This window comes from Candidatus Rhabdochlamydia sp. W815, assembly GCF_018642185.1.
Classification (GTDB): Bacteria; Chlamydiota; Chlamydiia; order Chlamydiales; family Rhabdochlamydiaceae; genus Rhabdochlamydia; species Rhabdochlamydia oedothoracis.
The window spans coordinates 1-2772 of record NZ_JAAVTY010000150.1 but is presented as its reverse complement, the minus strand read 5'-3'; the positions used below and the strand labels follow the sequence as shown (position 1 = coordinate 2772).

At 36.3% G+C, this 2772-nt stretch carries 3 protein-coding genes and 1 pseudogene; 3 read left to right on the top strand and 1 reads right to left on the bottom strand.

The genetic code is table 11. From position 1 onward, the window contains the following. The first annotated feature begins 374 nt into the window (after positions 1–374). Positions 375–1940: a lysine--tRNA ligase gene (lysS, locus tag RHOW815_RS07680; protein WP_215217722.1), complete on the top strand. Its 1566-nt coding sequence runs from the start codon at positions 375–377 to the stop codon at positions 1938–1940. 37 nt (positions 1941–1977) lie between these two features. Here the strand turns inward: lysS and RHOW815_RS07675 are convergent, their stop codons facing one another. Beyond that, positions 1978–2322, bottom strand: coding sequence for a hypothetical protein (locus tag RHOW815_RS07675; protein WP_215217721.1), 345 nt, complete (start codon positions 2320–2322; stop codon positions 1978–1980). A gap of 127 nt (positions 2323–2449) precedes the next feature. Between RHOW815_RS07675 and RHOW815_RS07670 the strand changes: the two genes are divergently transcribed. Both RHOW815_RS07670 and RHOW815_RS08715 read left to right on the top strand, forming a co-directional pair. After that, positions 2450–2611 (top strand): hypothetical protein, encoded by a 162-nt coding sequence (locus RHOW815_RS07670; RefSeq protein WP_215217720.1) that lies wholly within the window; start codon positions 2450–2452, stop codon positions 2609–2611. Between the two features lie 53 nt (positions 2612–2664). Next, positions 2665–2772, top strand: a pseudogene (locus RHOW815_RS08715) (IS5/IS1182 family transposase); the annotation flags it as partial.

The window sequence follows — 2772 nt, the reverse complement described above, 5'->3', positions numbered from 1 at the left end:
TACAAACATGCTATGCTCGGGTGCACAATAGATGTTTTTTCAAGTATTTATATGTTCTTTTTTGTGCACTTCAAGGTTGAAAGGGCCTTTCAATTACAAGAATTATTCGATAGAGATATAGAACCAGATTGGCTACTGATTTTTAAAAAGACCAAAACTTAAGTTATTTTTGTTAGGATTGGAACACATTCAGATTTGTTCTAAATGAATTATAGATTATAAGGATATCAAAGTAAGAGTAAATAATATTTATTCTTAAGTTTTTATTTTAAAACAGAAGAAAATATCTCTTTTGCTGATGAATATCCTCTTCTCTACTTGCAGTTTTGCAAATAACTCTCTAAAATAGTGGAAAATTTCAAAGAGATCCATCTATGCAAAAGCCAGATTACTATGAACATGAAGAATTTCAAAATCGTTTACGTAAATTAGAGGAGATTAAACAACTAGGAATTGATCCTTATCCTCCTACTTTTTCTCCTGAAAATACCGCTCAACAATTACACACAAAATGGCTAGATAAAAAAACTGGGATTAGCGAAGAAGCGGAACAAGAAAAAACAGAAAAAACCTCTATAGCTGGCAGGCTTGTGCTCTTTCGTGGAATGGGGAAGAATGCTTTTGCTCAATTACAGGATGAAACAGGTCGTATCCAAGTGATGTTTAATAGAAATACCACCTGCGTAGATGGTTTTCAACCCAGTGGAGAAATGAGCTCCCTAAAGTTTTTGGAAAAGAAGATCGACTTAGGGGATTTTTTAGGAGTAGAGGGGTATTTATTTCATACGCATAAAGGGGAACTTACGCTTTTTGCTCATAGAGTAAAAATACTTTGTAAAAGCTTACTTCCGCTCCCTGATAAATATAGTGGACTTGCAGATAAAGGTGTGCGATATCGCAAGCGCTGGCTTGATTTAATTGCAAACCCTGATGTAGTGCACACTTTTGTCATGCGCTCTCGTATTTTAGAGCTTATACGTAAGTATTTTCATAGATTAGGCTTTATAGAAGTAGAAACACCTGTCCTACAAAATACTTATGGAGGCGCTTCTGCAAAACCTTTTGTAACCCATCTCCATGCGTTAGATCAAGAAATGTTTTTGAGGATTTCTCTAGAAATTCCTTTAAAAAAATTGATTGCAGGAGGACTTTTAAAGGTCTTTGAAATGGGAAAGGTATTTCGCAATGAAGGAATCGATCGCACTCACAACCCAGAGTTTACTGAGCTAGAGGCTTATGCTGCCTATTGGGATTATAACGACATGATGCAGCTAGTGGAAAATCTATTTGAAGAATTAGCCCTTAAGTTATTTAATACCACTCAGCTAACCTTTCAAAAAGAAACAGAAGAAGTAACTATTGATTTAAAGACCCCTTGGAAGCGCCTTTCTATGAAAGATAGCATTCTTACCTATGCTAAAATAAACATAGACCAAATGAGTGAAAAAGAGCTCTCTGATTATTTGATTAAAAATACCGCTCTTGATCCAAAAGAATTGCAGAAAGCTAGTAAAGGGGTTTTAATTGCACATACTTTTGAAGAGTTTGTAGAAGAACATCTGATCCAACCTCACCATATCATCGATCATCCGATTGAAACCACCCCCCTTTGCAAACTACATCGCGATCCAAAACTGAAACAAGAGCGCTTTGTAGAAAGATTCGAGACTTTCATCCTAGGCTCAGAGTTTTGTAATTCCTATACAGAGCTCAATGATCCTATTCTACAAAGAGAGCTTTTAGAAGCCCAAGCAGAAAAACGTGCTGCAGGCAATGAAGAAGCCTCTCCTTTAGATGAAGAGTTTTTAGAATCGATTTGCCAGGGCATTCCCAATACCGGCGGGATGGGAATGGGGATTGACCGCTTAGTAATGCTACTCACAAAAGCCACCTCTATTCGAGATGTCCTCTTTTTCCCTATTATGCGTCCAGAAGAATAAAATTTGAAGAGCTGTATTAAATACAGCTCCGTCTTTATTAAAGACATAAAGAATCGTGAGCTTCTCGAGTGATGCCCTGGAAACTTCTAACCATGAAAAGGCTAAATAGACCGAGCACACTATTAGCAAAAAAAGGCATGCTACCCCAAGTTGCCCCTTCACTTCCAGAATAAGCTCCAAGTCCTACAATAGATCCACCTATTAATAAATTTGCTGCAGAAAATGCAATGAAACCTTTGACAAAGGGTTTTTGAAATCGACTAAAGTCTTGTCGATTCACTCGATGGTATCCATATGGTGTATGTAAAATCCCTTCTCGTTCCAATTCTGGAGAAATAGGCTCAGATATAGAACCATACTGTAAAGTTGGTGGTACTGTCATAAATAACCTCCTCAAATATAAGCACTGCTGGTCAAATTAAAAATTCGTATAACGAACATAAAATATTTTTATGTTTACAATCTATACTTTTTTTAAGTTTTGCAAATAAGTATAAAGGAGATTTTTTATGGGTAAAAAAGAGGCTAATACACCCCTTGTGGACCAAGGTAAAGAAATACATCAACAAGCTAAAAATAAACTAACGACTTCTCAAGGGGTCCCCATTTCAGATAATCAAAATTCTCTTCGTGTAGGCTCCTCTGGATCTTCACTCTTAGAGCCTGTTTAAAATCTTCTCATTAAGGTATAATGATAGTTTTCATAAAACCTTTGGAGGTAGTTATGACCCGCTCTTATCCAAGTTCTCGTAAACAATTTAGCAAAATCCATCTAATACTTGAGTCTACACGCAAAAAAACACGTCCACGAAGAGTTGATCTATATGATATT

Bases quoted from the DNA above. Each gene is read 5' to 3' on its own strand.
- lysS (WP_215217722.1), top strand. From the start codon at position 375: ATGCAAAAGCCAGATTACTATGAACATGAAGAATTTCAAAATCGTTTA.
- RHOW815_RS07675 (WP_215217721.1), bottom strand. From the start codon at position 2,322: ATGACAGTACCACCAACTTTACAGTATGGTTCTATATCTGAGCCTATT.
- RHOW815_RS07670 (WP_215217720.1), top strand. From the start codon at position 2,450: ATGGGTAAAAAAGAGGCTAATACACCCCTTGTGGACCAAGGTAAAGAA.